24 protein-coding genes are annotated in these 23,987 nt (G+C 66.2%); 14 read left to right on the plus strand and 10 right to left on the minus strand.

Annotation, left to right across the window (positions count from 1 at the left end):
• Positions 1 to 22: 22 nt before the first annotated feature.
• Positions 23 to 1,174, minus strand: coding sequence for a ubiquinol oxidase subunit II (gene cyoA, locus E3C22_RS02060; protein ID WP_134759743.1), 1,152 nt, complete (start codon positions 1,172 to 1,174; stop codon positions 23 to 25).
• Positions 1,175 to 1,344: 170 nt separating this feature from the next.
• Here cyoA and E3C22_RS02065 point away from each other — a divergent pair, with 170 nt between their 5' ends.
• Positions 1,345 to 2,664, plus strand: a complete 1,320-nt coding sequence (locus E3C22_RS02065) for an MFS transporter (protein WP_134759745.1) — start codon at positions 1,345 to 1,347, stop codon at positions 2,662 to 2,664.
• A gap of 317 nt (positions 2,665 to 2,981) precedes the next feature.
• Here E3C22_RS02065 and E3C22_RS02070 read toward each other — a convergent pair whose 3' ends face one another.
• Positions 2,982 to 3,599 (minus strand): GNAT family N-acetyltransferase, encoded by a 618-nt coding sequence (locus E3C22_RS02070; RefSeq protein ID WP_134759747.1) that lies wholly within the window; start codon positions 3,597 to 3,599, stop codon positions 2,982 to 2,984.
• A 270-nt stretch (positions 3,600 to 3,869) separates the two neighbouring features.
• Between E3C22_RS02070 and E3C22_RS02075 the strand changes: the two genes are divergently transcribed.
• Entirely contained in the window at positions 3,870 to 5,159 is a 1,290-nt protein-coding gene (locus tag E3C22_RS02075) for an Hsp70 family protein (protein WP_134759749.1), read from the plus strand.
• 50 nt (positions 5,160 to 5,209) lie between these two features.
• On the opposite strand, the gene E3C22_RS02080 is transcribed toward E3C22_RS02075, so the two are convergent.
• Positions 5,210 to 6,337, minus strand: coding sequence for a zinc-dependent alcohol dehydrogenase family protein (locus E3C22_RS02080; protein ID WP_245514711.1), 1,128 nt, complete (start codon positions 6,335 to 6,337; stop codon positions 5,210 to 5,212).
• 353 nt (positions 6,338 to 6,690) lie between these two features.
• Between E3C22_RS02080 and E3C22_RS02085 the strand changes: the two genes are divergently transcribed.
• The 3 genes from E3C22_RS02085 to E3C22_RS02095 all read left to right on the plus strand — a co-directional run bounded on the left by E3C22_RS02085 (position 6,691) and on the right by E3C22_RS02095 (position 8,997).
• Positions 6,691 to 7,326 carry a phage tail protein gene (locus E3C22_RS02085; RefSeq protein ID WP_245514712.1) on the plus strand — a complete coding sequence of 212 codons (636 nt, stop codon included), beginning with the start codon at positions 6,691 to 6,693 and terminating at the stop codon, positions 7,324 to 7,326.
• 45 nt (positions 7,327 to 7,371) lie between these two features.
• Entirely contained in the window at positions 7,372 to 8,022 is a 651-nt protein-coding gene (locus E3C22_RS02090) for a phage tail protein (protein WP_206026886.1), read from the plus strand.
• Between the two features lie 327 nt (positions 8,023 to 8,349).
• On the plus strand, positions 8,350 to 8,997 hold the full coding sequence (locus tag E3C22_RS02095) for an invasion associated locus B family protein (protein ID WP_167591597.1): 648 nt from the start codon (positions 8,350 to 8,352) through the stop codon (positions 8,995 to 8,997).
• Positions 8,998 to 9,222: 225 nt separating this feature from the next.
• Here the strand turns inward: E3C22_RS02095 and hspQ are convergent, their stop codons facing one another.
• Entirely contained in the window at positions 9,223 to 9,546 is a 324-nt protein-coding gene (hspQ, locus tag E3C22_RS02100) for a heat shock protein HspQ (RefSeq protein WP_134759753.1), read from the minus strand.
• 269 nt (positions 9,547 to 9,815) lie between these two features.
• Here hspQ and E3C22_RS02105 point away from each other — a divergent pair, with 269 nt between their 5' ends.
• Complete coding sequence (locus E3C22_RS02105; protein ID WP_134759755.1) at positions 9,816 to 10,778, plus strand: AEC family transporter; 963 nt, start codon at positions 9,816 to 9,818, stop codon at positions 10,776 to 10,778.
• On the opposite strand, the gene E3C22_RS02110 is transcribed toward E3C22_RS02105, so the two are convergent.
• Positions 10,704 to 11,951, minus strand: coding sequence for a UbiH/UbiF family hydroxylase (locus E3C22_RS02110; protein ID WP_134759757.1), 1,248 nt, complete (start codon positions 11,949 to 11,951; stop codon positions 10,704 to 10,706). The genes E3C22_RS02105 and E3C22_RS02110 overlap by 75 nt on opposite strands.
• Before the next feature lie 172 nt (positions 11,952 to 12,123).
• Between E3C22_RS02110 and pcsA the strand changes: the two genes are divergently transcribed.
• From pcsA to glgX, 3 genes are all read left to right on the plus strand, one after another.
• Complete coding sequence (pcsA, locus tag E3C22_RS02115; RefSeq protein ID WP_206026887.1) at positions 12,124 to 12,858, plus strand: phosphatidylcholine synthase; 735 nt, start codon at positions 12,124 to 12,126, stop codon at positions 12,856 to 12,858.
• Positions 12,859 to 13,026: 168 nt separating this feature from the next.
• On the plus strand, positions 13,027 to 14,001 hold the full coding sequence (locus tag E3C22_RS02120; protein ID WP_134759759.1) for a quinone oxidoreductase family protein: 975 nt from the start codon (positions 13,027 to 13,029) through the stop codon (positions 13,999 to 14,001).
• Positions 14,002 to 14,148: 147 nt separating this feature from the next.
• Positions 14,149 to 16,404, plus strand: a complete 2,256-nt coding sequence (glgX, locus tag E3C22_RS02125; protein ID WP_134759760.1) for a glycogen debranching protein GlgX — start codon at positions 14,149 to 14,151, stop codon at positions 16,402 to 16,404.
• An 82-nt stretch (positions 16,405 to 16,486) separates the two neighbouring features.
• Here the strand turns inward: glgX and E3C22_RS02130 are convergent, their stop codons facing one another.
• From E3C22_RS02130 to E3C22_RS02150, 5 genes are all read right to left on the minus strand, one after another.
• Complete coding sequence (locus tag E3C22_RS02130; RefSeq protein WP_134759761.1) at positions 16,487 to 16,768, minus strand: BrnA antitoxin family protein; 282 nt, start codon at positions 16,766 to 16,768, stop codon at positions 16,487 to 16,489.
• Complete coding sequence (locus E3C22_RS02135; RefSeq protein WP_245514714.1) at positions 16,692 to 16,970, minus strand: BrnT family toxin; 279 nt, start codon at positions 16,968 to 16,970, stop codon at positions 16,692 to 16,694. The genes E3C22_RS02130 and E3C22_RS02135 overlap by 77 nt, the downstream gene beginning before the upstream one ends.
• A gap of 161 nt (positions 16,971 to 17,131) precedes the next feature.
• Positions 17,132 to 17,989 carry a DMT family transporter gene (locus E3C22_RS02140; protein ID WP_134759762.1) on the minus strand — a complete coding sequence of 286 codons (858 nt, stop codon included), beginning with the start codon at positions 17,987 to 17,989 and terminating at the stop codon, positions 17,132 to 17,134.
• Between the two features lie 260 nt (positions 17,990 to 18,249).
• Positions 18,250 to 18,996 carry a PspA/IM30 family protein gene (locus E3C22_RS02145; protein WP_134759763.1) on the minus strand — a complete coding sequence of 249 codons (747 nt, stop codon included), beginning with the start codon at positions 18,994 to 18,996 and terminating at the stop codon, positions 18,250 to 18,252.
• Positions 18,993 to 19,424: a YjfI family protein gene (locus E3C22_RS02150; RefSeq protein ID WP_134759764.1), complete on the minus strand. Its 432-nt coding sequence runs from the start codon at positions 19,422 to 19,424 to the stop codon at positions 18,993 to 18,995. Before E3C22_RS02150 ends, E3C22_RS02145 begins: the two co-directional genes overlap by 4 nt.
• 149 nt (positions 19,425 to 19,573) lie before the next feature.
• On the opposite strand from E3C22_RS02150, the gene E3C22_RS02155 reads away from it, so the two are divergent.
• The 5 genes from E3C22_RS02155 to E3C22_RS02175 all read left to right on the plus strand — a co-directional run bounded on the left by E3C22_RS02155 (position 19,574) and on the right by E3C22_RS02175 (position 23,612).
• The gene (locus E3C22_RS02155; RefSeq protein WP_134759765.1) at positions 19,574 to 20,632 is read left to right on the plus strand and encodes a potassium channel family protein; all 1,059 of its coding nucleotides are present in this window, start codon (positions 19,574 to 19,576) and stop codon (positions 20,630 to 20,632) included.
• The gene (locus E3C22_RS02160; protein ID WP_134759767.1) at positions 20,629 to 21,291 is read left to right on the plus strand and encodes a DUF2491 family protein; all 663 of its coding nucleotides are present in this window, start codon (positions 20,629 to 20,631) and stop codon (positions 21,289 to 21,291) included. The genes E3C22_RS02155 and E3C22_RS02160 overlap by 4 nt, the downstream gene beginning before the upstream one ends.
• Before the next feature lie 87 nt (positions 21,292 to 21,378).
• A complete protein-coding gene (locus tag E3C22_RS02165) occupies positions 21,379 to 21,780 on the plus strand; it encodes a DUF350 domain-containing protein (protein ID WP_134759769.1) in 402 nt (133 codons plus the stop codon).
• 11 nt (positions 21,781 to 21,791) lie between these two features.
• Positions 21,792 to 22,385 carry a DUF1190 domain-containing protein gene (locus E3C22_RS02170; RefSeq protein ID WP_134759771.1) on the plus strand — a complete coding sequence of 198 codons (594 nt, stop codon included), beginning with the start codon at positions 21,792 to 21,794 and terminating at the stop codon, positions 22,383 to 22,385.
• A gap of 69 nt (positions 22,386 to 22,454) precedes the next feature.
• Positions 22,455 to 23,612 carry a glutathionylspermidine synthase family protein gene (locus E3C22_RS02175; protein WP_134759773.1) on the plus strand — a complete coding sequence of 386 codons (1,158 nt, stop codon included), beginning with the start codon at positions 22,455 to 22,457 and terminating at the stop codon, positions 23,610 to 23,612.
• Positions 23,613 to 23,987: the final 375 nt, after the last annotated feature.

Consider the following 23,987-nt stretch of genomic DNA (forward strand, 5'->3'; position numbering starts at 1 on the left):
CGGCAGCTGCCGGGGCCTTTCGTCAGTCATTGTTCAGTTGCGGCGGTGCGACGCTGTCGTCGCCGGTCGCATCGCCGTCCGATTTGGCGGTGTCGCTGTGCGGCTCGCGCCCCGTCGCCGGTGCGGTGGCGCCCTGCGGCTCGTCGCCGGCCTGACCCTTGCCGTCAACCTCGCCATGACCGAAGGCGTCGAGGTCGTAGGTCTTGTATTTCAGCTGGTCGATCGTGACGTCCTTGCCCGGCTCGGCCTTGCCGGCGTTGATCATCATGATCTGCTGCATGCACAGCTTGCCCGGATTGACGCACATTCCGAGGATCCGCTTGTAGAGATCGGGATCTACCGAGGAGAAGTATTCGACCGGAACCGCCTCGCTCGGCTTGGCGAGGTCGAGATAGCTGTCGGTGTCGAGCGCCTGGCCGGAGTCCTTCAGGTTCTGGATCCAGGCGTCGAAGTCGCCGTCCTTCTGGCTGTAGAACTTGAACTGCATGTCGGAGAAGCCGGCGCCGTTATAGTGCGAGGCGATGCCGTCATAGACGCCGGTCTCGTTCATCACCGCGTGGAGCTTCGTCTCCATGCCCGGCATCGAATAGATCATGCCGGCCAGCGTCGGGATGTAGAAGGCATTCATCACCGATTCCGCCGTCAGGTCGAAGCGGATCGGTCGGTTCACCGGGGCGGCGAGCTCGTTCACCGAAGCGACGCCGTACTGGGGATAGATGAACAGCCATTTCCAGTTCAGCGCGACGACCTGGACCTCGAGCGGATCCTCGTCGAGCTTGACGCTGTCGCTGGTGGTGATCTTGTCCAGCGGCCGGAACGGATCGAGGAGGTGGGTTCCGACCCATGTCACCGCGCCGAGGCAGATGATGATCAGCAGCGGGACGGTCCAGATGACCAGTTCCAGCTTGGTCGAATGATCCCACTCGGCATCGTAGTCCGCCGTCTTGCTCGTGGCCCGGTAGCGCCACGGAAAATACAGCGACATGAAGATGACGGGTATGATGATGATCAGCATCAGCCCGGTCGCGATCAGCAGCATGTCGCGCTGGCGGGCCGCGATGTCGCCGCCGGGAAACAGCAGCGGAGAGTCGCAGGCGCTCAACACGAATGGCAGCGACAGGACGGCGAGTAGACGAAACGGACGCAATGGAGCGGCCCCGTATTGTTCTGACATGAAATGGGCGGCTGGCCGGCCAGAAGCCGAACGTTGACTGCCGCGCGGCGCTGGTATTGAACAAATCGCGCCGGGCCTCAACCCCCCATTCTGTGCAGGGGCGATACCTTACCGGTCGTTAATCTGCGGCGCGCTTGCCGCAAGCCACCAATCGTGCTTGGGATCGCAGAATGAGCGAGACTGTTGCCACCCCCCACTTCGCCGGTTCGCCGGCGCAGCCAGGTGCCCGCGGGCACACCGTCAATCCCACCGAGATCGCCATCGGCGTCGTGATCGGACGAACCTCCGAGTTCTTCGACTTCTTCGTCTTTGCGATCGCTTCGGTGCTGGTGTTTCCGGAGCGGGTTTTCCCCTTCGTCGATCCCGTCACCGGCGTTCTCTACTCCTTTGCGATCTTCGCGCTCGCCTTCATCGCAAGGCCCTTCGGCACTTGGCTTTTCATGGCCATCGACCGGCTGCACGGCAAGGGGACGAAGCTGACGATCGCGCTGTTCCTGCTCGGCACCTCGACCGTCGTCGTGGCGTTCCTGCCCGACTATCAGGACGTCGGTGCGGCGGCGATCTGGCTCCTGGCTCTCTTCCGTATCGGCCAGGGCGTCGCGCTCGGCGGCACCTGGGACGGTCTCGCCTCGCTGCTTGCCATGAACGCTCCGGAAAACCAGCGCGGCTGGTGGGCCATGGTGCCGCAGCTCGGCGCACCCTTCGGGCTTATTGTCGCATCGGGGCTTTTTGCCTTCTTCTACGGCTTCCTGCCGACCGAGGAATTCGACGCCTGGGGCTGGCAATTCCCCTTCTTCGTCGCCTTCGCGATCAACGTCGTGGCGCTGTTTGCCAGGCTGCGGATCGTCGCCACGCCGGAATATGTCCGGCAGTTCGAACGCCGCGAACTCCAGGCGACGCGGGTGCGCAAGACGGTGCGCCAGTACGGCCGCTACATCATCGTCGGCGCCTTCGCGCCGCTGGCGAGCTTCGCCATGTTCCACATGGTGACGGTGTTCCCGCTGTCCTGGGTCGAGCTCTTCACCAAGGAGCAGGTGACCCGCTTCCTGATCATCGAGGCGGTCTGCGCGGTGATCGGCGCTCTCGCCATCGTCGCTTCGGGCATGCTCGCGGACAAATACGGCCGGCGCAATCTTCTCGGCGTCACGGCGCTGCTGATCGCCGTCTTCAGCGGTTTCGCGCCGTCGCTGCTGGCGCAGGGCGTGGCCGGCGAGATCATCTACATGGTCTTCGGCTTCGCGCTTCTCGGCGTATCGTTCGGCCAGTGCTCGGGCGTCGTCGCGTCGAACTTCCCGCGCAACTATCGCTACACCGGCTCGGCGGTGGTCTCGGACCTTGCCTGGCTGTTCGGAGCGGGCTTCGCGCCCTTCGTCGCGCTGTACCTCACCTACCATCTCGGCCTCGTCGCCGCGGGTCTCTACCTCCTGTCGGGCGCCGTCGCGACCATGCTGGCACTGCGCTACAACGACCTCCTCGAATATCAGGAGTGACGCGGCGGCGGCGTCCGCCGCCGACTTCATTACACAATCGAACGGCCGGCACTGGTTGCCGGCCGTTTTGATTCCAACCGGCTTGCGCGTTGATGCCGCGTCCGCTGCGGCGCCGCGCCGCTGCCGCCCTGCTGAATCTGCAATTTCGATATGCCGAGATTGCACGGCTGGTGAGGGCGGATTTGCGTGTTTCGCGCAGCTCTGATCAAAATTCCGGGACGAATCGGCGGCCAGATCGGTGCCACGGGATCGCTCGGCCGGCGCTTCGCCATCGCCGAAGTCGCAGTTTGTGCAACTGCCAGCCGCCGATGCGGCGATCAGTCCCGCCCGGGGCCGGGGAATATCGGCAGCTGCGGCGCCGTCTCCGGCGCGAACAGGCCGGTCAGTCGCGGGTCGTCGGCAAGCTCCAGCATCTGGCGCACGGGCACGAAGCCCGCGCGGCGATAGAAGCCCATCGCGCGGGGATGGTCGTTGGTGTTGGTGTGCAGCCACAACAGTTCGATCGGGCGCGCAAAGGCGAAGGCGATCAGCCGCTCCATCATGAAATGCGCCGCGCCCGATCCCGCAAGCTCGGGCGTGACGCCGAAATAGACGAGCTCCGGGCGTGCCGGCTCGGTGCAGTCGAGCTCGGCGATGCCTTCGGCTTTCCCGTCGGCGAAGAGGGCATGGATGACCGTCGCCGGATCGCCGATCTTCGCGGCGATCGCTTCCGGCTCCTGTATCAGTCGCTGGTACCAGAGGTGGTTCGATCCGACCCGGCGCAAGAGCTCGCAGTACCAGGCGAGATCCGGGCGCTCGGCCCGCTCGAAGCGCCAGTCGTCCTTGCCGGTGCTGGCGAAGGGCGCATCGTCCGGCGGCGTGCGTCGCTCGAGGATGGTCGCGATGGCGGCGAGCTTGCCGGGAGGAATGTCGGTGAATCCGTCTGGAAGGGACATCGGGCGATCGATCCGCATCGGAGGGCGTCTGGGAACATCTGGCAGGTGAGGGGTTGGCCGATAAAGCCCCGCCGCCGCTGGCGCAATGCTTCGTCGCATCGACCGGCAATTTCACCGGGCCGGTCTTCAAGCTGTCGCCGCCTTGGGGTAGAGACGCCGTTTCGCGCGGGACGCCCGGCCCGGGCGACCCGCCTCTTCACGCGCCTGCCTGTTGCCCGACTAACGTCGCCGCGGGGGCGCAGCGCCCAGATCCCAAGCCGAGATAGCACCTTGCCTGACCTCTTCGCCGGCCTCGACTTCGGCACCACCAACTCGACCCTCGGCCTTGCCGCCCGTTCGAACGCCGCGCCGAGGCTCCTTTCGGTCGAGGGCGATGCGGCGACGCTGCCCTCGGCGCTGTTCTTCAGTTTCGAGGACGGCCGGACCTATTTCGGCCGCGCCGCCGTCTTCGAATATGTCGACGGCGCCGAAGGGCGGTTCATGCGGGCGCTGAAGTCGGTGCTCGGCTCTTCCCTGATGGAGGAGACGACGCGGATCGGCCGCGAGCGCCTCGGCTTCGTCGAGCTGATCGGCCGCTTCCTCGCGCATCTGCGCGGCACTCTCGAGCGCGAGGCCGATCGCGCCGCCGCGGCCGGCGAGGGGACGATCGCCCTCGACAAGGTCGTGCTCGGCCGCCCGGTCCGCTTCGTCGACGGCGACGATGCGGCCGACCGCGCCGCCGCAGGACAGCTGGAAGCAGCGGCCCGCGGCGTTGGCTTTTCCGACATCGCCTTCCAGTTCGAGCCCGTCGCTGCGGCGCTCTACTATGAAAGCCGGATCGCGGCGGAGGAACTGGCGCTGGTCGTCGATATCGGCGGCGGCACTTCGGACTTCTCGGTGGTGCGCCTGTCGCCCCGGCGGGCGATGGCCGAGGACCGCCTCGACGACATTTTGAGCTTCACCGGCGTCCATGTCGGCGGCACCGACTTCGACCGGCTTTTGTCGATCGCCGAGGTGATGCCGCATTTCGGCCTCGGCAGCTCGACCGCCGACGGCAAGCGGCGCCTGCCGGTCTGGTACTTCAACGACATGGCCACCTGGCACCGGATCAACATGCTCTACACGCCCTCGGTTCTGCGCGACATCCGGGCGCTGGAGCGCGAGGCGGCCGAGCCGTCGAAGCTTTCGCGCTTTGCCCATCTTCTCGAGCATCGCTCCGGCCACCGGCTCGCCGGCGCGGTGGAAACGGCGAAGATCGCCCTGACCGATGCCGAGGAGGCGACGGTCATGCTGCGCGAGGCGGGGCTGACCATCGCGGCGCCGACGAGCCGTTCGGCCTTCGAGGCGGCGACGGGCGAACTCGTCGCGAGGATCGGCGGCGCCATCGACGGGGCGCTTCTGGAGGCGGGGGTGGCCGCAACCGCGATCGAGACCGTCATCCTCACCGGCGGCGGCGCGCAGGTGCCGGCGGTGCGGGCTGCCGCCGTCTCGCGCTTTCCAGGCGCCAAGATCGCCCAGTCGGATGCCTTCGGCTCCGTCGGTCTCGGCCTCGGCATCGATGCGGCCCGCAAGTTCGGCTGAGACAGCCGAGAGACGTGCGACGCCTTGGCCCGCTCGGCGGGCCGGCGGGCTCACATTTCGATGACGTGGCGCACCGTTCGGCCTTCGGCGAGGGCGTCGAGTGCGGCATTGATGTCGTCGAGGCCGCCGGTGCTGGTGAGCAGCCGGTCGACGGGAAGCAGTCCCGCCTTGAACAGCGCGACGTAGCGGGGAATGTCGCGGCTCGGGATGCAGCTGCCGATATAGCTGCCCTTGAGGGTGCGCTCCTCGGCGACGAGCGTCACCGGCGCGAGCGCCAGCCGCTCCGTCGGTGCGGCGAGGCCGCCGGTCACCGTCAGCCCGCCGCGGCGGGTGATCCGATAGGCAAAGTCGAGGGCAGGGACCGAGCCGGCGAGTTCGACCGCCGCATCGACGCCGCCGCCGGTCAGCGCCTTGACCTTTGCCTCTGCGCCGTCCTCGCGCGGATCGATCGCGTCGCTCGCGCCGAGTTCCAGCGCCAATGCCCGCTTCTCCGGGATCGGATCGACCGCGACGAGCCTCGCCGCGCCGCTGGCCTTCGCGCCGAGAAGGGCGGCAAGGCCGACGCCGCCGAGGCCGATCACCGCGACGCTCTGGCCGGCCCGGATTGCCGCAGTGTTCACCACGGCGCCGACCCCGGTCAGCACCGCGCAGCCGAACAGGGCGGCATGGGCAAAGGGCAGGTCCCTGTCGATCTTCACCAGCGAATTGCGCGAGACCACCGCCGCCTCGGCAAAGGCCGAGACGCCGATGTGGTGATGCACCGGCTGGCCGCGATGCTTCAGCCGGATCGCACCGCCGAGGAGGGTGCCGGCGCCGTTCGCCGCGGCGCCCGGCTCGCAGAGCGCCGGGCGGCCCTCGGCGCAGGGGACGCAATGGCCGCAGGAGGGAACGAAGACCATGACGACGTGATCGCCGACGGCAAGGTCGTCGACGCCGTCCCCGAGCGCCTCGACGACACCCGCAGCCTCGTGGCCGAGTGCCATCGGCACCGGCCGCGGGCGCGCGCCGTTGACGACCGAGAGGTCGGAGTGGCAGAGGCCCGCCGCCTTGACCCGCACCAGCACCTCGCCGCGTCCGGGCGCCTCCAGCTCCAGCGTCTCGATGGCGAGCGGTCGTGTCTCGGCGTAGGGCGCGGCGACGGGCGACCGGTTGAGAACGGCGGCACGAATGGTGGTCAAGGCAGGTCTCCTCCCGTCATGCCCACCAGCGCCGCGACACGAAGAGGCGACAGGGACGGGCGTTTGCCGGGAGGCTAACCCCGGCCGGGTCTCGGCGAAAGGTGCAAACTGCCACGAGGGCCTAGCCGGCGTCGGTCCCCGCATCGGCCGGTGCAATGGCTGGTCAAGCGAAGGCAACGCGCCCGAGCTCGGCCGGAGGATGTACTTGGTCAAAATCCGTAAGTCTGCAATAATATAAGATCTATGGACGCATAATATTGGTTGCGAAAAATATCAATTCGATAGAATTCCCTAACGGTAGAAAGTGCGGCATAGTCGATATATCTGCAGGGTTGCGATGGGAGGGGATGGTGATGACAGGTTGGATATTTGTCCGCAGGATGGCTGCCGCAACGGCACTGCTGATCCTCGGCGCGATCGGCACGACGCCCGCTGCGGCCCAGGTGGACCCCTATGTCGGGCAGGTGATGCTGACCGGCGCGACCTTCTGCCCGCGCGGTACCACCGAGGCGAACGGCGCCATTCTTCCCATCGCACAGAACACCGCTCTCTTCTCGCTGCTCGGCACGAACTATGGCGGTAACGGCACGTCGACCTTCGCTCTTCCGGACCTTCGCGGCCGCGTTCCGATCGGGGTCGGCCAGGGGCCGGGCCTGCCGGACTATAGCCAGGGCGAACAGGGCGGGTCGGTCTCGACCACGCTGACACTGCAGAACCTGCCGTCCCATACCCATGCCGCGACCGGCACGCTGAGCGCCTCGGCGCAGCCCGGGACCACGGCATCGCCCGGCGGCAACAGTCTGGCGGCCTCGACCGGCGGCACGTTCATCTATCGCTCGCGCGGCTCGCCGGATCAGGCGCTCAACCCCGGCTCCGTCACCATCGCCGTCCAGAACGCCGGCGGCAGCCAGCCGATCGACAACCGCACTCCCTATCTCACCCTGCGCTGGTGCATCGCGCTCGTCGGCGTGTTTCCGCCGCGAAACTGATCGCAGCTCGCCGTCCGACAAATCCGCACCGATGCGAGAGGCACCATGGCCAGAGAATCGATCCGTCACTATCGCCGCCGCACACGGTTCGCCGCAGCCGTCGCCTCCGGCCTCTGCGCCGCCGCAGCGATGACCGCGACGCCAGGTTTCGCGCAGGAGTACTATCTCGCGCAGATCCTTCCGATCGCCGGGTCGTTCTGCCCCCAGGGGACGGCCGATGCGCAGGGCCAGCTCCTTGCGATCAATTCGAATCAGGCGCTGTTCTCGCTGCTCGGCACGACCTATGGCGGCGACGGGCGGGTCACCTTCGCTTTGCCGGACATGCGGGGCGTCGAGACGCTTCAGTTCGGCCAGGGCTCCGGTCTGCCCAACTACAATCTCGGGCAGCGCGGCGGCACGTCCACCGTCGCCGTCGGCCAGGCCAACATGCCGATCCACAACCATCTCGTCACCGGCCAGTTGCTCGGGTCGGATGTCGCCGCCGCGGCCGATACCCCGGGAGGAAACAGCCTCGCGCAGCCGACCAACGGCGTCTTCATCTACAACGCCAATGCGCCGGACGTGGCGATGGGCTCCAGCAGCCTGGCCGTGACTCTCGGCAATGCCGGCGGCAGCGTGCCCTTCCAGCACAACAGCCCCTATCTTGCCATGCGCTGGTGCATCGTCATGCAAGGCATTTTTCCGAGCCGCAACTGAGCGGCGCTGCAGCGGATTCGAGCCGGAGCCGGCCGATCACCGACATTCGGGCGGCGCGTCGCGGCGGCGCGCGATCTGCAGCCTTGCGGGCCCTGCGGCGGCCGGGCGGCATAGCTCGGCGGAGCGATGGGTCGGCCCGGATCGAATGCGGTTCCGCAGGCGCCGCCGACGCGATTCTCCGCCGTTGAAAGCTGCTCCGGGCATGTCGCCAGCGGCGATCTCCAAGCCCTCAAATGGCCTCATTTGCGAAAGACGTCCGGGCTCGTTAAGGAACCCCCGTCGAGTGCAATCAACGCGCCGAAAGGACATGAGGCCGTGCAAGACCGGATGAAGAACGCTTCGCTTTCGAAGCTCGCGGGCGTGCTCGTGGGTACAGCCACGCTGCTCGCCGGTGCGCCCCTGGCCAACGCCCAGGATGCCAATGCCAAGCCGCAGGTGATGCCGACCGAATGGTTCAAGGTCTGCACCAAGCAGGGCGAAAACGATATCTGCAACACCCAGTATTCGCTGGTCGCCGATACCCGCCAGCTGATCACCGCGGTCAACCTGATCAACGTCAAGGGCAAGGTGAACCAGCAGGTGATCCAGGCCGTGGTGCCGACCGGCCGGGTCATTCCCGCCGGCGTGCAGGTCAAGGTCGACAGCAACCAGCCGCTGACGCTGAACTATTCCGTCTGCTTCCCGAACCGCTGCATCGCCGAGGCGGAGCTGAGCGACGCCCTCGTCGCCAGCATGAAGAAGGGCAACCAGATGGTCGTCACTTCGATCAACTTCCAGCGCCAGGCCAACCCCATTCCGGTGACGCTGAAAGGCTTTACCGACGCCTATGACGGTCCGCCGAAGGACCAGTCGGCGCTCGCCCAGCGCCAGAAGGAGCTGAACGACGCGCTGCAGAAGCAGGCCGAGGAGCGTCGCAAGAAGTTCGAGGACGCCCAGAACGCCGCCAAGCAGAGCGGCGCGACCTCGACTCAGTAAGCCGGACGGCCCGGGGCGATCCACGGCCCATTGGAGCGCCGTGCGTCCGAATGGACGCACAAAGGACGCTCCAAGTTATTGAATCTGCGCATCGTGCTGTCCGAAATCGATTTCGATTTTCGGGCCGATGCTGTAGCCTGATCGAAACGAAGCGACCGGCGCCGTGGAAGCGGCGCCGGTCGTTTTGTCTGCATGGTCCCCGGTGCAGGGTGACCCTCGCCGTCGTCAGTTGCGGTTCTCGATCCGCAGCCGGTAGACCCCGTCGAACGGACCGTCGAACATCTCGTTCACCTGGGGATGGCGGACCGGCGCGCCGGTCTCGTCAAGCATCAGATTCTGCTCCGAGACATAGGCGACATATTCGGTCTCGGCGTTCTCGGCGAACAGGTGGTAGAACGGCTGGTCCTTGCGCGGCCGCACCGTTTCGGGGATCGACTCGTACCATTCCTCGGTGTTGTCGAATTCCGGATCGACGTCGAAGACGACGCCGCGAAACGGGTAGAGTCGGTGCCGGACGATCTGGCCGATGTTGAAACGGGCGGTTTGCATTGCCGTCATGACTCCATTAACAAATCGGCCTCGGTCGTCTCTCTTGGAGACGTCGTCGCCCATCCTTCGCCAGATTCCGAACCGGTTGGTCCGATGCCGCCGCCGAAACACGCGTGCCGCGACACGGCGGTGATGCCGGACTCAAGGAACCTTTGGCAAGTCACTGACGAAAGTGGAGCTTGGATTTTGGCATTGCCGACGCCGCACACGCACAGCGGATGCCGGTTCCGCTTCCATAGCATGAGACCCTGCCGCCCCGGATCGAACCGATGATCGCGATCATCGGGCTGATATCGCCGTTCTTCGGCCTGATCGCGCTCGGCTTCCTGGCGGGACGGCTGGCGCCGCATCCGGTCAGCGGCCTCGCCTGGCTGAACGTCTTCGTCATCTACATCGCCCTGCCGGCGCTGTTCTTCCAGCTCCTGTCGAAAACCCCGGTCGAACAGCTGGCGAGCGTTTCCTTCATCGCCGCGACGACGCTCGCGACCTTCGTCATCTTCGTCCTTGGCTTTGCCATCGCGCTTCTCCGCAGCCGCGGCGACATTCCCGCCGCCACCATCCAGGGGCTCGGCGGCGCCTATGGCAATATCGGCTATATGGGTCCGGGCATCGCTCTCGCCGCGCTTGGGCCCGCGGCGGGCGTGCCTGTCGCGCTGATCTTCTGCTTCGACAACACGCTGCATTTCGTCATGGCACCGCTGATGATGGCGATCGGCGGCGATCGGCAGGCGCCCTTGGCGATGGTGCGGCAGGTGCTGGTGAAGATCTTCACCCACCCCTTCATCATCGCCACCATCGTCGGCGTCGGCGCCGCCATCCTCGGCATTCATCCGACCGGCCCGATCGATCGCTTCCTGCAGCTTCTCGCCAATGCCGCGGCGCCCTGCGCGCTCTTTGCGATGGGCGTCACGCTGGCGCTGCGGCCGCTGAAGCGCGTGCCGCCGGAGCTGTTCACCATCGTGCCGATCAAGCTGCTGCTCCACCCGGTCGTCGTCTGGCTGGCGCTCGGTCTTGCCGGCACGTTCGACGACGTCTGGGTGAAGAGCGCTCTGCTTCTGGCCAGCCTGCCCACCGCCACCAACGTCTTCGTCATCGCCCAGCAATACGAGGTGTGGATCGAGCGGGCCTCGGCGGTGGTGCTGGTGACGACGGTGATCTCAGTGGCGACCGTGACGCTCATCCTCTACGGGGTCACGAGCGGCCTCGTGCCCACCCATCCATTTCTTCACTGAACGGGGCAGGCCGGCGATCCCGGCGCCCGGCACCAGCCCCTCGCGCATGGCGAACTGGCGCAGCGGACCGACGAGGCCCATCGCCGCCATCGTGCCGCTGCGGGCGATCTGGCTCGGCAGGAAATCCATCAGCAGCGACCGGTTGAGGATGTCGACACCGGCCGTCCGCGAGACGACGTCCCCGCGCCGCCCCGCCTCGTAGCGCGACAGCATCAGCCGCGAGCCGGGATCGTCGCGGCTTTCCTCCGCCAGCCGGACCAGCGCCTCGGCGTCCCTCAGCCCGAGATTGAGGCCCTGCGCCCCGATCGGCGGAAAGGCGTGGGCGGCCTCGCCGACGAGGGCGAGGCGGGTGCCGGTCAGGCGCTCGACGCGGCTGCCGCCGAGCGGATAGCGTGCCACCGGACCATCGACGGTCACCTCGCCGAGGATCCAGTGCAGCTTGTCGGCGATCGTCGAGGCGAGCTTCTCCGGCTTCAGCTCGACATAGAGTTCGGCAAGTTTCGGATCTTCCACCCAGACCAGCGAGGAGCGGCGGCCGGGCAGCGGCACCTGGGTGAACGGGCCGGTGCGGGTGTGAAATTCGGTCGAGACCGCCCCATGGTCGCGCGTGTGCTCGAAATTGAGGACGATGGCGGTCTGCGGATAGCTCCACTGCCGAGCGCCGATGCCGGCCGCCTCGCGCATCGCCGAGCGCCGGCCGTCCGCAGCGACGACGAGATCGGCGCCCATCTCGCTGCCGTCGGCAAAGCTCACGATCGCCCGGTCGTCGCTCTGGGTCAGGCCGGTCGCCGCGAGCGGCAGGATCTCGAGGTTTTCGCGCTTTGCCGTGCAGGCCTGAAGCGCCGTCGCAAGATCGGCGTTCAACGTGTTGATGCCGAAGGCGGTCAGGCCGATCTCGCTCGCCCTGAACTCGACCGTCGGGGCGCGGAAAAGCCGCCCGAGATCGTCGACGATGCGCATCACCGCGAGCGGCGCCCTCGCTTCGCCGAGGGCGTCGAGAACGCCGAGATCGGCGAGGAAGGCCAGCGAGCGGCCGAGGATGGCGGAGCTGCGCTTGTCCTCCGGGGCGGGCGGAGCGGCCAGCAGCGTGTCGAAGCCTGCCGATGCGAGACCGAGTGCCGTGGCCGTGCCGGCGAGCCCGCCGCCGACGACGATGATCTGCCTGCGTTGCATTCGGTTGCTCCCTGCGCACATATTTCGTCACAGGCGGCATCGAATCCGCCCTGCCGTATTGGATTTCGCAGATACCCCCGCTACAGCCAATGGCAATGGCCCAAACGAATGGCGAGGTGCGGATGTTCACCGAAGAAGGGCGCCGGCCGGCGCCGGAGGCGAAAGTCTGCCGATGTCCGACATGACGGAAGAATACGATCGTGCCGACCGGTGGCGCGCTTTCGCGATCCATCTCCTGACCGCCTCCGGGGCCTTCATGGCCTTCCTGTCGCTGATTGCCGCAGCCGAGCAGCGCTGGGTGGCGATGTTCGCGTGGCTCGGTCTGGCGCTGTTCGTCGATGGGATCGACGGCCCGATGGCGCGCAAGGTGAACGTCAAGGGCGTGCTGCCGAACTGGTCCGGCGACCTTCTCGATTCGATCATCGATTACGCCACCTATTCGCTGATCCCCGCCGTCGCGCTGTATCTGTCGGGCATGATCGGCCGGCCGTCCTCCTTCGTCGCGGCGGCGCTGATCGTCATCTCCAGCGCGATCTACTATGCCGACACGCGGATGAAGACGACGGACAACTTTTTCCGCGGCTTTCCCGTCGCCTGGAATTTCGTCGTCTTCACGCTGTTCGCCGTCCGCCCGCCGGAATGGGCGGCCTTCACGCTGGTGGTGCTCTGCGCCGCCGCGACATTCTTCCCGGTGAAGTTCGTCCATCCGGTGCGGGTGAGGGTGCTGCGGCCGCTGACGCTCGCGGTCGTCGCATTGTGGTCGGTGCTGGGAGCGATCGTCCTGATCGAGAATTTCGAGCCATCGCCACTGGTGCGGTGGGGACTTGTCGCCTCGGGGCTCTATCTGCTTGCCATCGGCGGCATCCTGCAGCTCGTCGACCGGCTGCGCGGCACCCGCGCCAGCTGATCGGGGGCGGATGGCGGGCTGTCGCCGGCGACAGCATCGTCCCGGGAACCGAGATCGATTCTCGCACTGGACGATGCGTCGATTCAACGAGTTCGAGCGACCTTTCCGCGTCCCAAAGGACGCGCGGCGCTTTGAGATCCGACACGCGAAGACAGGGGAGACAACGCCATGAGTAAGGCGATCATCGTCAACAAGACCGGCGGCCCGGAGGTTCTTTCCTTCGAAGACTATGATCCCGGCGAGCCGGGCAAGGGCGAGATCCTCGTCGAGCAGAAGGCCGCGGGCATCAACTTCATCGACGTCTATTTCCGCACCGGCCTCTACAAGTCCGACAAGATGCCCTTCGTTGCCGGCAAGGAGGGCGCCGGTATCGTCAAGGCGGTAGGCGAGGGCGTCACGCTGTTCAAGCCCGGCGACCGGGTGGCCTATAACGGCGTCTCCGGCAGCTATGCGGAGAAGATCGTCATCGCCGCCGATCGGGCGGTGCTGGTGCCGGACGCCATCGAGCTCGAGACGGCGGCCGCGGTGATGCTGAAGGGCATGACCGCGGAATATCTCCTGCGCCGCACCTATCCGGTCGATTCCGACACCGTACTGTTGTTCCACGCGGCGGCCGGCGGCGTCGGGCTCATTGCCGGCCAGTGGGCGAAGCATCTCGGCGCCACGGTGATCGGCACGGCCGGCTCCAAGGAGAAATGCGACCTCGCGCTGAAGAACGGCTACGACCACGTGATCAACTATCGCGAGGCCGATTTCGTCAAGGAGGTCGCGCGGATCACCGGCGGGCGCAAATGCGACGTCGTCTACGATTCCGTCGGCAAGGACACCTTTCCCGCCAGCCTCGACTGCCTGCGGCCGCGCGGCCTGTGGGTGACCTTCGGTCAGTCCTCCGGCAAGCTGGATCCGATCGACACCGCGATCCTCAACCAGAAGGGCTCGCTCTACGCCACGCGGCCGACACTCTTCAGCTACGTCTCGACCCGGGCGGAGCTCGAGGCCTCCGCGAAAGCGCTGTTCGACGTCATCGCCTCCGGCGCCGTGAAGATCACCATCGGTCAGCGCTACCCGCTCGCCGAGGCGGCAAAGGCCCATATCGACCTCGAAGGCCGCAAGACGACGGGCGCGTCGATCCTGACGATCTGAGCGACCTCAGGCGTCGGCCGCCCGGCGGCCGGCGCAGGTCCGGGAGAAGGCGCGCGGCAGGCGGCGATCAATTCGCGGTGGGAACGGAACCAACCCGCCCCGCCGGCCTTGTTTGCGTCATCACACCCCTCGCTCCTGGAGCAACTCGTGACGATCCAATTTCGCCCGAACACCACACAGACCCATCGCGGCCCGACCGCCGTCAGACGGCGCCGGATCCAGGAGGGGCGACCGTTTCCGCTGGGCGCGACATGGGACGGAATCGGCGTCAATTTCGCGCTGTTCTCGGCCAATGCGACTAAGGTCGAGCTCTGCCTCTTCGACGCGGCGGGCGAGAACGAGATCGAGCGGATCGAGCTGCCGGAATACACCAACGAGATCTATCACGGCTATCTGCGCGACGTTCGCCCCGGCCAGATCTACGGCTACCGAGTCTACGGTCCGTACGAGCCGGATGCCGGCCATCGCTTTAACCCGAACAAGCTGCTGATCGACCCCTATGCCAAGCAGCTGATCGGCGAGGTGAAATGGGACCATGCGCTGTTCGGCTACACGATCGGCCATGACGACGGCGATCTCTCCTTCGACGAGCGCGACAGCGCCGCCTTCGTGCCGAAATGCCGTGTCGTCGATCCGGCGTTTACCTGGGGCGATGAGCGGAGGCCGAACGTCTTCTGGGATCGGACGATCTTTTACGAGACCCACGTCAAGGGCTACACCATGCGCCACCCGGCGGTGGAAGAGCGCGATCGGGGAAAGTTCGCCGGGCTGATGACAAGCGAGGTGATCGACTACATCCGCAGCCTCGGCGTCACGTCGGTCGAGCTGATGCCGATCCACGCCTTCGTCGACGACAGCTATCTGGTCGACAAGGGCCTCCGGAACTATTGGGGCTACAATTCGATCGGCTTCTTCGCCCCGGACCCGCGCTATCTTGCTTCTAACTCGATCGCCGAGTTCAAGGAACTGGTGTCGGCCTTCCACCATGCCCGCCTCGAGGTCATCCTCGACGTCGTCTACAACCACACTGCCGAGGGCAACGAACTCGGCCCGACGATTTCCTTCAAGGGCATCGACAACGCCACCTATTATCGCCTGCTGCCCGATCAGAAGCGCTACTACATCAACGACACCGGCACCGGAAACACCGTGAACACCTCGCATCCGCGGGTGATGCAGCTTGTGACGGATTCGCTTCGCTACTGGGCCAGCGAGATGCGTGTCGATGGCTTCCGCTTCGACCTCGCGACCATCCTCGCCCGCGAGCCGACCGGCTTCTCGGAGGAATCGAGCTTCCTCCACGCTACCATGCAGGACCCCGTGCTCTCTGAGGTCAAGCTGATCGCTGAGCCGTGGGATTGCGGGCCGGGCGGCTATCAGGTTGGCCGCTTCCCCCCCGGCTGGGCCGAGTGGAACGACGGCTATCGCGACACGATCCGCTCCTTCTGGCGCGGCGACGACGGCATGATCCCGGCGGTGGCGAGCAAGTTCTCGGCCTCGGCCGATCTGTTCGACGCGCGGGGCCGGAAGCCCTGGGCGTCCGTCAACTTCATCACCGCTCATGACGGCTTCACCCTGCACGACCTCGTCAGCTACAACGACAAGCACAACGAGGCGAATGGCGAGGACAATCGCGACGGCCACTCGCACAATCTTTCCTACAATTACGGTGTCGAGGGGCCGACCGACGATCAGGAAATGGTCGAGACGCGTTTCCGGCAGCTGCGGAACTTCTTCGCGACGCTGCTGTTCTCTCGCGGCACGCCGATGATCCTCGCCGGCGACGAGTTTGCCCGTACCCAGGGTGGCAACAACAACGCCTACGCCCAGGACAACGAGATCGGCTGGGTCGACTGGAACATCACGCCCGAGAGCCGCGAACTGGCGGAGTTTGTCCAGAAGCTGATCATCCTGCGCCAGTCCCTCGCCATGCTGCGGCGCGGCACGTTTCTGCACGGGACGTTCGACGAGGAACTCGGCGTCAAGGACGTCGCCTGGCTGAAGCCCGAGGGCAAGGAGTTCGTCGATGGCGACTGGGCGGATGCCGAGGCGAAATGCTTCGGCGTCCTTCTCGACGGGCGAGCCCAGGAAACCGGCATCCGGCGGCCGGGCACCGACGCGACGATGCTGATCGTCATGAACGCCCATTTCGACGTGGTGAACTTCACCCTGCCGGAAGCGCCGGGCGGTAAGCGCTGGCGCTGCGTCATCGATACGAACCTGCCGATCCGCGAAGAACTCGCGCCCTTCGACTTCGGCACCGAATACATGGTCACCGGCCGCTCGTTCCTGGTCTTCATGCTGGAGCCGGACGACACCGCCGAGAGCGAGGACGCACGGCGTTCCTTCGCCCATGTGTCCGAGGCTTTTGCGCGCTCGGCAGGCGACCGGTTGCGGGTGTAGGTTTAAGGCCGGCGCTGGCGTCGGCCGTCATCGCCCGGGCGTTGCCAGATGGCGGCGCCCGGCACGCACGGCGCGAGCGCCGTTATCCGCCCCGATGGGCCTCGGCATAGGCCTTCAGCACCTGCTGCATGCGGGTAAGGTGGCCCTTGCCCTGTGACTTGAAGAACTCGAAGACTTCCGGCTCTAGCTTCAGGTGGACAGACTTGAGGGGCAAAGAACGGGGCGGAACCCAGACCGCTTCGGCCCAGAAGTCTTCGCCAAGGTCCGGACCTTCGGGCGCGTTCGGGTCATGATGGAGTTCCCCGGCCTCCCGCATCCTCGTGATTTCTTCGAGGGTGGCTTGCCTCATAGAACTTTTGCTCATTGCGACCTCCTTTCCAAGCCGTAATCAATCGGGTCTTGGGCCCTCGTTGCGTATGTACGACCAAGTAGCATTCGCCTTCGACCATGCCGAGCGAAACCAGGCGTTCCTCACCATAGTCCGAGCGCAGATCGGCGCGGGTCACCACTGGCCCTTCGAAGATGCCGGCTGCATACAGCAGATCGATGCCGCGCTCTTTGAGCACCTTTTGCCGCTTCGTCTCGTCCCACTCGAGCTCCAGTTGCTAAGAGTGGCAAACTTTCGGCCGCGTGCGAAGCGGCAATCTCGGAGGTGGAGACTGACACCCATTATGTACACCCGAGTGTACACTTTTCCAAGCTGCTCGCGATTATCCGGTCGCGCCGCTCACCGGTTTTCCCGCCACCAGATATAGAGGCCGGACGCGACGAGGATCGCAGCGCCGATCGCCGTCGTCGCATGCAGCGGATCGCCGAAGACGACGACCGTCAGGATGCTTGCGGCAAGCACCTGGATGTAGAGGAACGGCGAAAGCAGCGACGCCGGCGCGTAGGAAAAGCCGCGCACCAGGAGGAAATGGGCGAGCGAGCCAGTGCAACCAAGCGCCACCATCAGCCCGAGCGCCAGCGCACTCGGCGTCTCCCAGGCCGGCAGGACCAGCACCGACAGGACCACGGCGCCCGGCGCGGAGGTGTTGAACATCGTCGAGGCGGAATCCTCGCGGCCCGAAAGCCGGCGCGTGAGCATGAAATAGGTGGCGTTGAAGACCGCTGCGAGGACGACGAGAAACAGCCGCGGCTCGATCGAGGCAATCCCCGGCCTCAGGATCACCAGCATGCCGATGAAGCCAACGATCACCGCGCCGATCCGGTGAAGGCCGATCGTCTCCTTCAGGAAGATGACCGAGAAGATGGTGACGAGGACCGGCCCGAAGAAGATCACCGCCGTCGCGTCGGCGAGCGGCACGTGGACGAGCGCCGCATACATCAGCGAGGTCGCCGCCAGCAGGCAGAGGCCGCGCAGGATCTGCAGCACGGGATGCCTGGTGCGAAGGAAGGTCGGGCCGCGCGTTGCCGCGAGCGCCGTCCCCATCAGCAGCGTCTGGAAGACATAGCGGCCCCACAGCACCTGCACCAGCGGAATGACGCCGGTCAGATATTTTCCGATCGAATCCTGGAAGGCGAAGGTGATGCCGGCGGCGAGCGTCAACAGGATGCCGGCAAGAAGCGACGAAAAGCGGGGCAAGGCGGGAAACCGAAACGAGAAGGCCCCGGCGTATTCCGCCGGGGCCTTCTCGTCTTAACGGGTGGAAGCTGTTCGGAAAACCCGGCTCTTGAAAGGAACCGTCAGGGCTACCGCATCGTGCTCTCCGAAAATCGGGATCGATTTTCTAAAAGCTCGCTGCGGTGCTTCACTAACTCAGAGCGTCCTTCGTGCGTCCGAATGGACGCACGGCGCACTGATGCGCCGCGCCGGCGCCATTGGCTGGCCTCGGGCGCCCGGGATCAGGAGTCCTTTGGCCGGTCGAGGCTGAGCGGATCCTTCGGACCGGCGATCGAAGGGGACGGGCTCGTCCCCATGATCTGGGCGAGAACGTCGTCGGCCGACTGCGATTGGCCACCAATCCCCGCGGCAAGCAGCTGCCGGTCGAGATCGGAGCCGGATTCCAGCGCCGCCAGTTCCTCGCCGGCCTCGAGACGTCCCTGGGTCATCTCCTGCTTCTTGCGGATGCGCTCCAGCGAATCCATCGCGCTGCCGAGCTTGGAGTTGACGCCGGACTGGGTGGTCGCGATGGCCGACTGCGCCTTGATCAGCGACTCGTTGGCCTTCACGTTCTCGACCTCGCGGCGCATCTGCTGGATGCGCTGCTCGGTGTCCTGAACCGCCTTGATCATCTGCTGCTGGCGCTGCGACAGCCTTTCGAGCTCGGCCTCGTCGCGGCTCGCCTCCGCGCGGGTCTTGGAGATCCGGTCGGCAAGGCCGCGGGCGAGATCCTCGCGGCCGGCCTGCAACGCGGCGCGGGCGCTGTCGGTGTCCTTCTGCTCCTTGGCGCGCGCCTCGTCGACGCGGCGCTGCAGCGACTTGTTGGAGGCCATGATGCCGGCAAGGTCGGAGCGGGCGCGGCGCAGCGCCGCCTCGGCCTCGCGGATCTCCTGGTCGAGGATGCGCAGCGCCTGGGTGTCGGCGATGCCTTCGGCCGCCTCGTTGACGCCACCCTTCACGGCGGAAAACAGCTTGTTCCAGACACTCATGCGTCGAATTCCCCGTTCTTCCATTCCTCGATCATGTTGGCCGCGTCGACGGCATTGACGGCCAGCACCGCGACCTCCTCGACCATCGCATGGGCGCTGGAGCGCGCCGACAGCGAGCCGAACAGCTCGTAATATTCCTTGCCGCCGACGGTGACGATGCCGAAGGTCGACAGCGGCACCAGCTTGTGGGTCGAAAGGATCATCCGCTCGAAGGCCTCGCGGCGTGGAATGTCGTCCGCCGGGGCGAGGATGACGCTGGCGAGCACCTGGTCGCCGCTGGCAGTCACCAGCACGTCGAGGTCGCCCTTTTCCTTCAGCGTCACGCGGATCACGTCGCCGGTCTCGACGACGCTGACGTCGACGTCGCCCAACTCCTCCGGATCGGAAGCGAAAAGCTCGGTCAGGCTGGCAAGATTCCACTGTTCCACTGGGTATCCCTCGGTTGCCAAGGTTCGCTGCGGGGTTCTACATCACCGGCCGAGACGTGTCCAAACGGATTCGCACCTGCCGCGACCAATATTGACCTTACGGAATTTATGGCCGCATATCGCCTGAAATCGCCCAGACGGGATGTCTCGTGCCCCTGTTCTCGCAATATCTGCGCCGCTTCTACGTCGCACTCGCCGAGCTCACATGGGGAGCCATCCTCGCCATCGCAATCGCTCATTTTCTCGCGAGCTGGCTGCTTCTGGAGCTCGCCGGCGAAAGCGACTTCGTCTCCCGACCCGTCGACTTCGTCTATTATTACATCGTCACCGCGACGACGGTGGGATACGGTGATCTGTCCCCGCAGACCGGGGCGGGCCGCCTCGTCTCTGCCTTCATCGTCCTGCCCGGTGCCATCGCCATCTTCACCGCCGTGCTCGGCAAGCTCCTTTCGGCGGTGAGCAACAGCTGGAGGGGCCGCATGAAAGGGCTCGGCAATTTCAACGACCGCGCCGACCATGACGTGGTCATGGGCTGGCGCGAGGGGGCGACGCAGCGGCTTCTTTCGCTCATCGTCGAGGAGCGGCGCAGCGGCGAGGCGCCGACGGTGCTGATTGCCAAGGAGCTCGAACAAAACCCGCTGCCCGACAAGATCGACTATGTCCGGGTCGAGCGCCTGGCCGATCCCGCCGGCCTCGAGCGGGCAGGGGCTGCCAATGCCCGTTCGATCATCGTGCGCGGCTCCAGCGACGACGAGACCCTCGCCGCCGCCCTCGTCGCCTCGGCCACCTGCGAGCGCGCCCATGTCGTCGCCTATTTCGATTTCGACACCTCGGCCGAGATCCTGATGCGGCAGAACCCGCGCATCGAATGCGTCACCTCGCTGTCGTCCGAGCTGATGGTGCGCGCCGCCCGCGATCCCGGCTCGTCGGTGGTGGCGAGCCTGCTGCTGTCCGCCGGCAAGGAGGACACTGCCTTCTCGCTGAAGGTGCCGGAAACTGTCGCGCCCTTCGCCTATGACGGCGCGCTCGCAGCCCTTCGCCGCCACCATGCGGTGACGCTGGTCGGCATGGCCCGTCACGGAAATGTCGATCTGAACTGCAAGGAAAAGACCGAGATTCGATCCGGCGACGTGCTCTACTACATCGCCGATCAGCGGCTCGATCCCGGCCGCATCGTCTGGGACGCGTTCGCAAAGGACAGCGCATGATCTTCTCGATCTTCGGCGGCAAGGACAAGACGGCGGATCTTCCCGCCGAGCGCGGGCCGCTCGGCGTCGCGATCGGCGGGGCGATCGAGATCGACACGCTCGGCCTTCAGGCCGACGCCGCGGGCGCTGCTCCCGGCATGGACCTGCCGCGCGGCGGCAACTTCATCGTCGTCGCCTATGGCGAGGCCCGGCTCGACGGCGAGACGGTGCTGTCGCGCTATTATGACGAGGACGACCGCCTGCTGCAGACGCTGTCGGCGACGGGCCGGCCGGGCGACGCCATCCAGGACATCAGCATCTATGCCTCGTGGGACAGCGTCGTGCCGGTGGGCCATGCCGAGTGGGACCGCTGGGCCGGTCCCGCCGGGCTGATCGGCCAGCCGCGCTACGATGCCGACGGCATCCTCTTCGAGCGCTACTGGGGCGAGGGCTCCGGCCGTGCCGATCTCGTCGAATTCGTCGAGGACGTCGACGACGGGCGCCGCGTCCGGGCGATCCACCAGACCTGCATGCTCTATGCCCGCCCGCTCGGCCGGGCGCAGGAGATGCTGCTGATCAACATCGAGCGGGATATCGCCGAGCGTTCCAGCCGCGAGGGTGGCTCGGTGGAATTCCTGCTCGGCTATGGCCTGTCGCCGGCCGACGTGCGACGCGTCTGAGTGCGAAACCGTCGCCGGTGCGGCGGCAAGGGGCTTCGAGAAGGACCCGCGGAACGCTGCTTCCGCAGAAGTTGAGAGGGATTTACCATGTTCGGTTACGTCGCGGGCCTGCCGGCCTTCCTGGCCTATTTCATCCTCGGCCTGGTGCTCTACGGGCTGTTTGCCTGGGTCTACACCACGCTGACCCCGCAGAAGGAAATCACCCTGATCCGCGCCGGCAACACGGCCGCCGTCGTCGCCTTCATGGGCGCGATCCTCGGCTTCTCGCTGCCTTTGTCCTCCGCCGCGGCGAATTCGGTCGGCATCATCGATTTCATCATCTGGTCGATCATCGGCCTGCTCGCCCAGATCCTCGCCTTCTTCGTCGCCTCGCGGACGATGACGGGCCTGCATCAGCGCATCACCGACGGCGAGATCGCGGCAGGGCTCTGGGGCGGCGGCATCGCGCTCGCGGTCGGCATCCTCAACGCCGCCTGCATGACCTATTGAGGGAGGCGGTGATGAAGAGACGTTACACCAGAAGAACGCCGCCGGCGCTGACGCTCGGCACCATCGCGGCGACGGGCATGGTGCTCTATGGCTGCGGCGACGACACCCCCAAGGAGGTCGCCTTCACCACCCCGCAGCAATGCGCCGATGCCGGCATCGACGCGCAGATCTGCGAGGCCGAATATCAGCAGGCGCTGCAGAAGCATCTCACCGAGGCGCCGCATTACGCCAGCCTGCAGGAGTGCGAGGCGGCGATCGGCGAGGGCAAGTGCTTCCAGGCCGGCGGTAGCAGCAACCAGACTTCGGCCGGCCAGACGAGCGGCTCGGGGTCCGGCTTCTTCGTGCCGTTCATGACCGGCTATCTTGTCTCCTCGGCGCTGTCGAACCTTTCGAACTATTCCGCCTATCGCGACTATCGCTACAGTTCCGGCTATTCCTCGACGCCGATCTACCGGACCCGCTCCGGCGACACCGTCACCTCGACGATCAGCAACGGCAAGTCGGTCAGCCGGCCCGTCAACGTCAACACGCGCACGGTGTCGCGCTCGGGCTTCGGCGGCTGGTCGTCGTCGTCGCGCGGCGGCGGCGGCTTCTTCGGTGGCTGACGCTCCGGTCATCCCTGCGGCCATCATGGCTGCCGCGTCACGGGGCCGGCGGCCGCGGAGACGCCGGCGATGAAGCGCATCGCGATCCCCGAGCGGGAAAACTGGCGGGAGGCGGCGGAGGCGGTCGGCTTCGGCTTTCACGAAATGTATGGCGAGCCTTACTGGATCGACGCCGCCGCCTATGCCTTCTCGCTCGCCGAGATCGAGGAGGCGATCGAGGCGCCGAGCCAGGAACTGCACGACATGTGCCTGGATCTCGTCGCCGACGTCGTGCGCGACGAGGCGGCGATGGAGCGGCTGCAGATCCCCGAGGCGATGCGCGATCTCGTCGCCAGATCCTGGCAGCGGGGCGACCGGCATCTCTATGGCCGCTTCGACTTTGCCTATGACGGCACCGGCCCGGCCAAGCTCCTCGAATACAACGCCGACACACCGACCTCGATCTTCGAATCCGCCTATTTCCAGTACAACTGGCTGACCGACAATATCGCCCGGGGCGTCCTGCCGGAGGATGCCGACCAGTACAATTCGATCCAGGAATCCCTCGTCGAGGCCTTCGGTGCCTTCTCCAGGGACCCGATCTTTCACTTCGCCGCCTGGATCGAGAGCGACGAGGACCGCGGCACTGCCGCCTATCTGATGGACTGTGCGGTGCAGGCCGGCCACCGCACCAGCCTCCTCGATATCCGCGACATCGGCGTCGACGCCGAGGGCCGCTTCACCGACACCGAGGATCGGGTGATCGACCTCCTCTTCAAGCTCTATCCATGGGAGGACATGCTGCGCGAGCCCTTCGCCGCTTATCTTTCGACCGCAGGCGCGGCGATCGTCGAGCCGCCCTGGAAGGCAATCCTTTCCAACAAGGGCATCCTGCCGCTGCTCTGGGACCGCCATGCGGGCCATCCCAACCTGCTGCCTGCCTGGTTCGAGGACGATCCGCAGGCTGCGACCCTGAAGGATGCCGTCAGGAAGCCGCTGTTTTCCCGCGAGGGCGAGAACGTCGAAGTGCGCAAGGGCGGCGAAATCGTCGACAGCACCGACGGCCCATATGGCGAGGAGGGCCATGTCGTCCAGGCGCTGACGCAGCTGTTCGAGGCCGACGGGTCCTATGCCGTGCTCGGCTCGTGGATCGTCGGCGACAGGGCCTGCGGGATGGGAGTGCGGGAGGACCGCTCGCCGGTCACCCGCAACCTCTCGCGTTTTGTCCCCCACATCATCCTCGAGTGACCGTCGCCGGCGCCGTGCCGCGCGACGGGGCGGGGCGGGCAAGCGACGATCGCTGCGGCGGGCCTTGTCGCTTCTGACGTAACGGAAATTTCTTGTCGCGGCCCCGCCGTCGCGGTATCACCGTCGGCGGCACCCTTTGTCGGACGATCGCCGCCAAGCCAGCCTGATCGGCGGTTCGTTTGCGGGACTTTCAGTGCCTCGCCTGGTGCCGGAAGAAGCACCGACGAAGTCTCATTCGCTGTGTTTCCCGCATCGGCGGGGCTGGACGTCGTGTCGGCCCGCTGCTGCGAGGAGGTCCGCATCTGCCGGTCGCGACCCTTCATCGGGCCGACGGGCGATGGCGGGCAGGGGGCAGATGTTCCACGCTTTGGAAGA

Source organism: Jiella endophytica, assembly GCF_004519335.1.
Lineage (GTDB): Bacteria > Pseudomonadota > Alphaproteobacteria > Rhizobiales > Rhizobiaceae > Jiella > Jiella endophytica.

Excerpts from the sequence above, each read along its gene's own strand:
- E3C22_RS02145 (WP_134759763.1), bottom strand. The coding sequence starts at position 18,996 with ATGAGTGTCTGGAACAAGCTGTTTTCCGCCGTGAAGGGTGGCGTCAAC.
- E3C22_RS02110 (WP_134759757.1), bottom strand. The coding sequence starts at position 11,951 with ATGCAACGCAGGCAGATCATCGTCGTCGGCGGCGGGCTCGCCGGCACG.
- E3C22_RS02130 (WP_134759761.1), bottom strand. The coding sequence starts at position 16,768 with ATGAGCAAAAGTTCTATGAGGCAAGCCACCCTCGAAGAAATCACGAGG.
- pcsA (WP_206026887.1), top strand. The coding sequence starts at position 12,124 with ATGTCCGACATGACGGAAGAATACGATCGTGCCGACCGGTGGCGCGCT.
- E3C22_RS02070 (WP_134759747.1), bottom strand. The coding sequence starts at position 3,599 with ATGTCCCTTCCAGACGGATTCACCGACATTCCTCCCGGCAAGCTCGCC.
- E3C22_RS02065 (WP_134759745.1), top strand. The coding sequence starts at position 1,345 with ATGAGCGAGACTGTTGCCACCCCCCACTTCGCCGGTTCGCCGGCGCAG.
- E3C22_RS02085 (WP_245514712.1), top strand. The coding sequence starts at position 6,691 with ATGACAGGTTGGATATTTGTCCGCAGGATGGCTGCCGCAACGGCACTG.
- E3C22_RS02165 (WP_134759769.1), top strand. The coding sequence starts at position 21,379 with ATGTTCGGTTACGTCGCGGGCCTGCCGGCCTTCCTGGCCTATTTCATC.
- E3C22_RS02090 (WP_206026886.1), top strand. The coding sequence starts at position 7,372 with ATGGCCAGAGAATCGATCCGTCACTATCGCCGCCGCACACGGTTCGCC.
- E3C22_RS02105 (WP_134759755.1), top strand. The coding sequence starts at position 9,816 with ATGATCGCGATCATCGGGCTGATATCGCCGTTCTTCGGCCTGATCGCG.
- E3C22_RS02160 (WP_134759767.1), top strand. The coding sequence starts at position 20,629 with ATGATCTTCTCGATCTTCGGCGGCAAGGACAAGACGGCGGATCTTCCC.
- E3C22_RS02170 (WP_134759771.1), top strand. The coding sequence starts at position 21,792 with ATGAAGAGACGTTACACCAGAAGAACGCCGCCGGCGCTGACGCTCGGC.
- E3C22_RS02175 (WP_134759773.1), top strand. The coding sequence starts at position 22,455 with ATGAAGCGCATCGCGATCCCCGAGCGGGAAAACTGGCGGGAGGCGGCG.
- E3C22_RS02095 (WP_167591597.1), top strand. The coding sequence starts at position 8,350 with ATGAAGAACGCTTCGCTTTCGAAGCTCGCGGGCGTGCTCGTGGGTACA.
- cyoA (WP_134759743.1), bottom strand. The coding sequence starts at position 1,174 with ATGTCAGAACAATACGGGGCCGCTCCATTGCGTCCGTTTCGTCTACTC.
- E3C22_RS02120 (WP_134759759.1), top strand. The coding sequence starts at position 13,027 with ATGAGTAAGGCGATCATCGTCAACAAGACCGGCGGCCCGGAGGTTCTT.
- hspQ (WP_134759753.1), bottom strand. The coding sequence starts at position 9,546 with ATGCAAACCGCCCGTTTCAACATCGGCCAGATCGTCCGGCACCGACTC.